The sequence below is a fragment of the Micromonospora sp. NPDC023814 genome (assembly GCF_040639595.1).
In the GTDB taxonomy this organism is placed as follows: Bacteria; Actinomycetota; Actinomycetes; order Mycobacteriales; family Micromonosporaceae; genus Micromonospora.
Window position 1 is genome coordinate 1 of record NZ_JBFAAF010000139.1, and the last position, 6,384, is coordinate 6,384.

General features: G+C 69.2%; 6 protein-coding genes and 1 pseudogene. 3 read left to right on the top strand and 4 right to left on the bottom strand.

Annotated elements, in window-relative coordinates; translation table 11 throughout:
- Positions 1 to 329: 329 nt before the first annotated feature.
- A complete protein-coding gene (locus tag AB0G14_RS34170) occupies positions 330 to 563 on the bottom strand; it encodes a hypothetical protein (RefSeq protein WP_357704697.1) in 234 nt (77 codons plus the stop codon).
- A gap of 6 nt (positions 564 to 569) precedes the next feature.
- Here AB0G14_RS34170 and AB0G14_RS34175 point away from each other — a divergent pair, with 6 nt between their 5' ends.
- Entirely contained in the window at positions 570 to 1,556 is a 987-nt protein-coding gene (locus tag AB0G14_RS34175) for a hypothetical protein (RefSeq protein ID WP_357704699.1), read from the top strand.
- Positions 1,557 to 1,563: 7 nt separating this feature from the next.
- Here AB0G14_RS34175 and AB0G14_RS34180 read toward each other — a convergent pair whose 3' ends face one another.
- Positions 1,564 to 1,920, bottom strand: coding sequence for a hypothetical protein (locus AB0G14_RS34180; RefSeq protein WP_357704701.1), 357 nt, complete (start codon positions 1,918 to 1,920; stop codon positions 1,564 to 1,566).
- 192 nt (positions 1,921 to 2,112) lie between these two features.
- Here AB0G14_RS34180 and AB0G14_RS34185 point away from each other — a divergent pair, with 192 nt between their 5' ends.
- Positions 2,113 to 2,583: a UPF0158 family protein gene (locus tag AB0G14_RS34185; protein ID WP_357704703.1), complete on the top strand. Its 471-nt coding sequence runs from the start codon at positions 2,113 to 2,115 to the stop codon at positions 2,581 to 2,583.
- A gap of 441 nt (positions 2,584 to 3,024) precedes the next feature.
- Here the strand turns inward: AB0G14_RS34185 and AB0G14_RS34190 are convergent, their stop codons facing one another.
- Positions 3,025 to 3,357, bottom strand: coding sequence for a hypothetical protein (locus tag AB0G14_RS34190; RefSeq protein ID WP_357704705.1), 333 nt, complete (start codon positions 3,355 to 3,357; stop codon positions 3,025 to 3,027).
- 204 nt (positions 3,358 to 3,561) lie between these two features.
- Between AB0G14_RS34190 and AB0G14_RS34195 the strand changes: the two genes are divergently transcribed.
- Positions 3,562 to 4,698 carry a prenyltransferase gene (locus AB0G14_RS34195; RefSeq protein WP_357704707.1) on the top strand — a complete coding sequence of 379 codons (1,137 nt, stop codon included), beginning with the start codon at positions 3,562 to 3,564 and terminating at the stop codon, positions 4,696 to 4,698.
- Between the two features lie 177 nt (positions 4,699 to 4,875).
- Here AB0G14_RS34195 and AB0G14_RS34200 read toward each other — a convergent pair.
- A pseudogene (locus AB0G14_RS34200) lies at positions 4,876 to 6,063 on the bottom strand (cation:proton antiporter); the annotation flags it as partial.
- Between the last annotated feature and the right edge of the window lie 321 nt (positions 6,064 to 6,384).

Genomic DNA, 6,384 nt, shown 5'->3' on the forward strand with positions numbered 1-6,384 from the left:
TCCTGCATCACTACAATCACCACCGACCCCACACCGCAACCGGCGGCAAGCCGCCCATCACCAGGTTGACCAACGTCCCTGGGCAGTACACCTAGCCCGCCGGCCACCCCTGCCGCCACGACGCCGCGCCCCGACGCAACCTGGCTCGGTGGCCCAGGGCGCTGACAATCCGCGGCGCTGGAGAACAACCGGCGGTACGTGGCGGCCTCGCGATCGATGTCGGCGGAGGAATACCTCTTCGCGGCGTACGGCCCGGACGAACATGTGGTCCCCGAGCCCCGAGGGTTCGCGGTGCGGGCCCGGTGGCTCGGCAACCCCTTCTTCTCTCGTCAGGGCATCGGCTGGCGCCACATCGTGGTCTCGATGGGCCGGGGGTGCATCTCGAGACTGCCGCGTCGTGGTAGGAACAGGGCGTGCCGATCGCCGTTGATGATGATCTGTTCGACCGTGCGGGTGAGCTGAAGAAGCAGCTGGTGGCGTTCTCGCAGCAGCGGCGTTATGACCGGGCGTTCGATGATGTGCTGGCGGACCAGCGCGACGGGCGCGTACCACTCGACGAGCACGCTCTGATGGTCCTGTGGGACTACTTCGTCCTGGAACATCGGCTACGTAACGGTCGGACGGTGGTGGAGCAGTTCGTCGCCGCGCACCCGGAGTTGCCCGAGCAGGAGCGGCGGATGCTGCTCGGGTGGCGGGACGTGGTGCAGGGGCCGTTCGAGGTGCAGGGTCGCGACGGTGCGGCGCTGGTGGTGGTCAACCTCGTGGATGAGTTGACCTACCGGGTGCGTTCCAACATGGGTCCGACTGTGTTCCGGCGGTCACCGCGTCGATCATTTCTGATCGCTCGGCTGGTGGCGGTGGGCGAGGAGTGGATGATCAGCGGCCCGATGAGTGTGTGGCGGGCGCAGGAGTGTGACGTCGCGTACGAGATGGCGTTGGAGATGTCGCTGCGTGCGCCGGAGGCGGTGTACCGGAACCCGGAGAAGCTGGCCCAGGCGTGGGAGCTGCAACGCCAGGACCGGGACCGGTTCGTACGGTTCTTCGGCAGCGACCTGGTGGTGGTGGCCGGCGACCAGGTGGTCGACCGGATTTCCGAATACCGCGCGTTCTGCCGTGCGGAGGTGACTGGCACGCCGTCGGTCGTGGCCGGTGACGAGACCACGCGGTTCGAGTTGCCACCGGATGTCGTGGAGGCGGAGACGGTGGCGATGATCTACGACGAGGTCGACGGGTTGAGTTTCTACGCCGAGTTCGCCCTGGTGGAGGCGGCGTTCGCGGACCCGGAACTGCTGCGGCGTCGCCGCTACCGGGAACACACGCTGGCGTACCTGAACGATGACAGCGTCGGCCCGCTGGTGCTGCGTCGGCTGGCCGCTCGTGACCCCGAGCGGGCCACTGTGGTGTTCCGCCGGCTGTTGAAGAAGCCGCGTTTCGACTGGGCCCGCGATGGCGAGGAACTTCTCCGCGCGTACAAGCCGGAGCACTTCCGACGAGTGCCGCGACCGCGGGTCAGCCCGGTCAGCGAGCGGCTGGCCGCGTACGCCCGCCGTCGCTGAGGCGCCGTCAGGTGCTGGGCCAGGTCCACTCGGGCCTGGGCCGGGCCGGGAACGGCGTGAGGCCGAGATGACGTCGGTAGGCGGCGTGGATCCAGGCGGTCACCGTGTGCGGCGGGAACGCCAGGTCGGCGAGAGTGACCTCGTCCGCGCCATCCGGGCCTTGGCAGGTGGCGACGATGCCGCGTGCCTCGTTCGTGTAGTCGATCGAGGTGACGGTGACCGGGGTGCGCAGCAGGGTGGCCGCGGTGGGCAGGAGTGTTTCGTCCTCGATCACGGCGAGGAACGCGTTGTGTTGCTCGTCGGCACCGTAGGCGTCGACGACGATCGCCTCGATCGCGTTGTCCAGATCCTGGTTATTCGGCACGCCCCACACGATAGGGTGGCGCGTTCCCGAGGCCGGTCGCGGTCCGCTGAGATGGACAGATGACCGGTGGCGAGCTGACCACCGGCGGTGGCTCGGCGGGCGTTGATGATCGGCCGGGCCGGCAGTCTCGCGGCCGAGAGGAAAGCGCACCTATCGTGGTTGCCGACGACCACGGCAACGGGAGTGGACACCATGCTCGACGTACGCCACCTCGATCTCGAAGAGATCGCCATGGCGCTGCAGGACCAGGGCGCGTACGAGTACCGCTGGCTCATCGACCCCGCCAGCGGAGAAATCATGATGTGGACGGCCGACGGCGGTATCGACGGGAAGACGCCGGTGGACCTCGACGAACTCGACCTGGTCCCGATCGAGGCGCTACCGCCCTCCGTCTGGCACCGCGACATGGCCGACTTCGCCGAGCGCGTCAGCGACGAGCAGGCGGGACGCAGGCTCCAGCGAGCCATCCAGGGCAGGGGCGCCTTCCGCCGGTTCAAGGACGAACTGCACGAGGAGTATCCGCACCTGCTGACAGCCTGGCACGCCTTCCACCATGCCCGGGCGACCCGCCGCGCCGTCGACTGGCTTCTCGACAACTCCCTCATCGACGCCGCCGCCGCAAGCCGCTGTCGGGCCGAGCATGCCGACCCGGACGTGTCGTGAGACGAGCCGCCCGGTGGACGGAGGCATCAGGGCAGGCAGGCCATCTGCTCACTCGAATTCTTCTAAGTAGGGCGGCTTGCCCATGCGAAAGCCGCCCGTGACGATCGCGAGAAGTGGCTGGCCGCCGCCGAGGGCGGGGCGGTGGCAAGCCGCGCCGCTACGCGACTTGCCACCGGACAGCCGACTCCACACGCTCAAGCTCACGGCGCGAGCGCGATCAAGCCAGGTCGGCCGTGCCCGTTGCGTGCCCGCGGTGACGGAGACCGAGGGTCATCGGCGGTCAGCTCCTGCTCGTGGCCGCCGCCCGGCGGCGCGGGTCGAAACAGCAGTCCGCATAAGGCGTCGCGCAAGCACACTGCGGCCGACCGTGCCGGCCTGCTGGCGGTCTCCGGCCGGCATCGCCGGCGCGGCGGGCCGCACGAGGCCAACGACAGCGACCGGTCAGATTCGTCTTGGTCGGATGCGATGCCCAGCCCGATGCTGCCCCTCGGCCAACAGGAGGTCCACGGCAGCGAGGACTGCTTGCCAGGCACGGGTGGCCTCCGGGTCGTGGCGCTTGGCGAGTCGCTCGAAGATGGCGAGGCCACGCTGCACGGACTCCAAGTGCGGATCAAAGACCGAGGGCCGGTTCCAGCGGAGATAGCCCGGCGTCACGTGGAGCCGGACGTAGTTGGCGTTTCGGTAGCGCGGGTTGCTCAGTGAGCGCTGGCGGAGGTAGGCCAACTTCCCGAGCGCCAGCAGGTCGGCGAGAGGCAGCTTCTCGTCATTGGCCACGTAGGGCATTTTGGCTGAGGTCTTTGCCCTCAGGCCAATGGTTTGCGGCCTGTGACGATCGTGAGGGCCACGGCCGCAGTCGGGGTTGGGACGACGGACGCGTGCCGCAGTGGCGATGGACGCCTACCCGACAGATCGTGGCGATTGTCGTTCGCGGAGACGAAGGTTGTGGTCGCGGTCTGAGCACGGGGGAGGCGCTGCACGATGGACGCGTTGTCGGGATCTCGGTCGTTGGCAGGACCTCGCCGGCCTGCCGTCGGGCCGGTGGAAGGGCGGGGCGAAGCTCCGTGGCGGGGTTTCGTCCGACTGGCCCGGCTCCGCTTCCTGCTGTACAACCTCCTGCCGGTGGGTCTTGCCGTGGCGGTGTCGGTGCACCAGGGCTATCCGCTCGATCTCACGTGGTACGCCGTCGCGCAACTGTTCGCGTGGACGGTCCACGTCATGACGCACTACTGCAACGAGTATTTCGACCTGGCGGCCGACCGGGCGAACGTCTACTTCACGCCGTGGACGGGCGGCAGCCGGGCCCTCGTCGACGGGGTGGTCGCACCCGTGGTGTCGCTGCGCGCCGGAATCGTCCTGTTCGGCGTGTCGGCGTTGATGGTGGCTGTCATGCCGTCCTGGCAGGCGCGCGTGCTCGCCGCCGCGGCCGTGGTGCTGGCCTGGTTCTACACGGCGCCACCGTTGCGGCTGAACTACCGGGGCGCGGGGGAGATGACGGTCGCCGCGATACTCAACGGCCTGTGGCCGGCCGTCGCGGTGGTGCTCCAGACCGGCACCGTACCGATGCTGCTGTTGGCCGTGCTGGCGCCCACCGCGGTGCTGCAGGTCGCGCGGATGATGGTGATGAACCTGGGCGACCGCCGATCGGACGCGATGGTCGGCAAGCGCACGCTGCCCGTCATCATCGGTTACCGGCCGGCGGTGCGGGTGATCGTCGGGGCACAGCTGGTCGGGTACGCGACGCTCACCGTCTTCGCGTTGCTCGGCTGGGTGCCGTGGCTGGTCTGGGCGGCGATGGCCGCCACCGCGCTGCTGTCGGCCTGGCTCGTCGGGCAACTCCGGGGCGGTGCGATGCGTGACCTCGACCCCCGGCGCATGACACCGGTGGTGTTCTGGGCCTCGAACCACGTGTCCCTGATCGTCGCGGCGGCGATGCTGGGCGTGATCCTGGATGCGGCGCGCCGCTCCGCGGACGGTGGTGCGCTGGCCGTGCTCGGCGCGGTTCTCGCCGGCTACGGGATGCTGTTCGCCCACCGTCTGTGGTTGGCGCGCCGACACTCCGAGCGCGGCCAGGATCACGCCCCGCGTGCCCGTCCTGAGCCGGCTCAACGAGGTTGAGCGGACGGCTCCCGTGGTGCCCCGGTCGCGTGACCGACTTCCGTCTCCGCCACGACGTCGCCGTCGGAGACCGGTGGGGTCGGTGATCCCGTCCGACGTTGGATGAAGAAGTACAGCGGTGTGGCCGCCAGCGTGGTGATGACGGTCATCAGGGCCAGGACGGGTGTACAGCGCCGGCGTCACCAGTCCCTTCTCCAGGCCGATGTTCAGCAGGACGAGTTCCATCAGTCCGCGCGCGTTCATCAGGGCGCCGACCGAGGCCGCGGAGCCCCACGGCAGACCGGCCGTGCGGGCACCGATGGTGCACGCCACACCCTTGCTCAGGAAGGCCACCAGGACCACGATCACCAGGACCAGCAGCACACCGGGATCCGTCAACACGCTGAACTGCGTGGCCAGGCCGGAGTAGACGAAGAACGTCGGTAGCAGCAGCCGGACCGTGACCGGTTCGATGCAGGTCCGCAGGGCCTCGGTGAAGCGGCCACGGGGTATGGCGACGCCGAACAGGAAGGCCCCCACCACCGCGTAGATCCCGACCGCCTCGGTGTACGCGGCACAGAGCAGCAGGATGATCATCGTGGTGATGAGCCCGGCGGGACGCAGTCCGTTGTCGTCCATGGCCCAGCGGGCGAGCCTGGCGGACAGGGTGCGACCCACGGTCAGGACCACGAGGACGTAGACCAAGCCGCCGCCGAGGGCGAGCAGCGCGACCGACGCGTCACCCTGGGCCGAGGAGACCACCACGGCCAGCAGGACCCAGGCGACGGTGTCGTCGACGGCGGCGCACGCCAAAGCCACCGTCCCGGTGGGGCTGCCGCCGAGATTGTTCTCGTGGATGATGCGCGCCAACATCGGAAAGGCGGTGATCGCCATTGCCGTGCCGACGAAGAGGGCCGCCTGCCAGGCGGACAACTTCTCGTCGAAGAAGGTCCGGTCGCTGGCCAGCACCCAGCCCAGCACCGCGCCGGTGGCGATCGGTGCGATGACGCCGGCGACGGACGACCCGAGCGCCGAACGGAGATGTCCCGTGAGCACGTCGGTGCGGAACGACATCCCGACGACGAACATGTACAGGACCAGACCGAGTTGACCGGCCACGTAGAGCACGATCAGCGAAGGGTGGGCGATGCGGCTACCGGCGTCGCCGGCGTCCAGATGCAGCGTGGTCGGGAACAGCCAGCCTTGCAGGGCGGGCAGCAGGAGACCGAGCAGTGTCGGCCCCAGCAGGAAACCCGCGACCATGTCGGCGACGACCTGTGGCTGACCGAGTCGGCGGAGGAGGAGTCCGACCGACCAGCAGGTGAACAGCACCACCGCGAGTTGGAGGAAGAAGTGCAGGGACAGGGCGAGATTCGACGGCATCATCACCTCGGCGGTCGCAGGCTTTGGGGTGCGGGCAGGAAGAACTGACGCGTGCCGTACCGCGGTGGCCGACGCCGGCACCGGCAGGAGCCGCGCAGTTCGCCGATGACCACGAGGTGATCGCCGGCCGGACGGGTGTGGGGCGCCACATCGAGGTCCGCGGTGGCGCGCGCGCCGTCGGTCGGCCAGGACAGCCTCCGGACGGGGAGGTTCGCGGCCGTACGCGCGAGGTGACTGATCAGGTGGTCGTTCCGGTTGCGGGTAGCCAGGGACGGCCGGTGGCGAGTTCGGTGAGGGCGTGCATGATGTTGCGGCCGTGCGCGG

Bases quoted from the DNA above. Each gene is read 5' to 3' on its own strand.
- AB0G14_RS34195 (WP_357704707.1), top strand. From the start codon at position 3,562: ATGGACGCGTTGTCGGGATCTCGGTCGTTGGCAGGACCTCGCCGGCCT.
- AB0G14_RS34185 (WP_357704703.1), top strand. From the start codon at position 2,113: ATGCTCGACGTACGCCACCTCGATCTCGAAGAGATCGCCATGGCGCTG.
- AB0G14_RS34175 (WP_357704699.1), top strand. From the start codon at position 570: ATGGTCCTGTGGGACTACTTCGTCCTGGAACATCGGCTACGTAACGGT.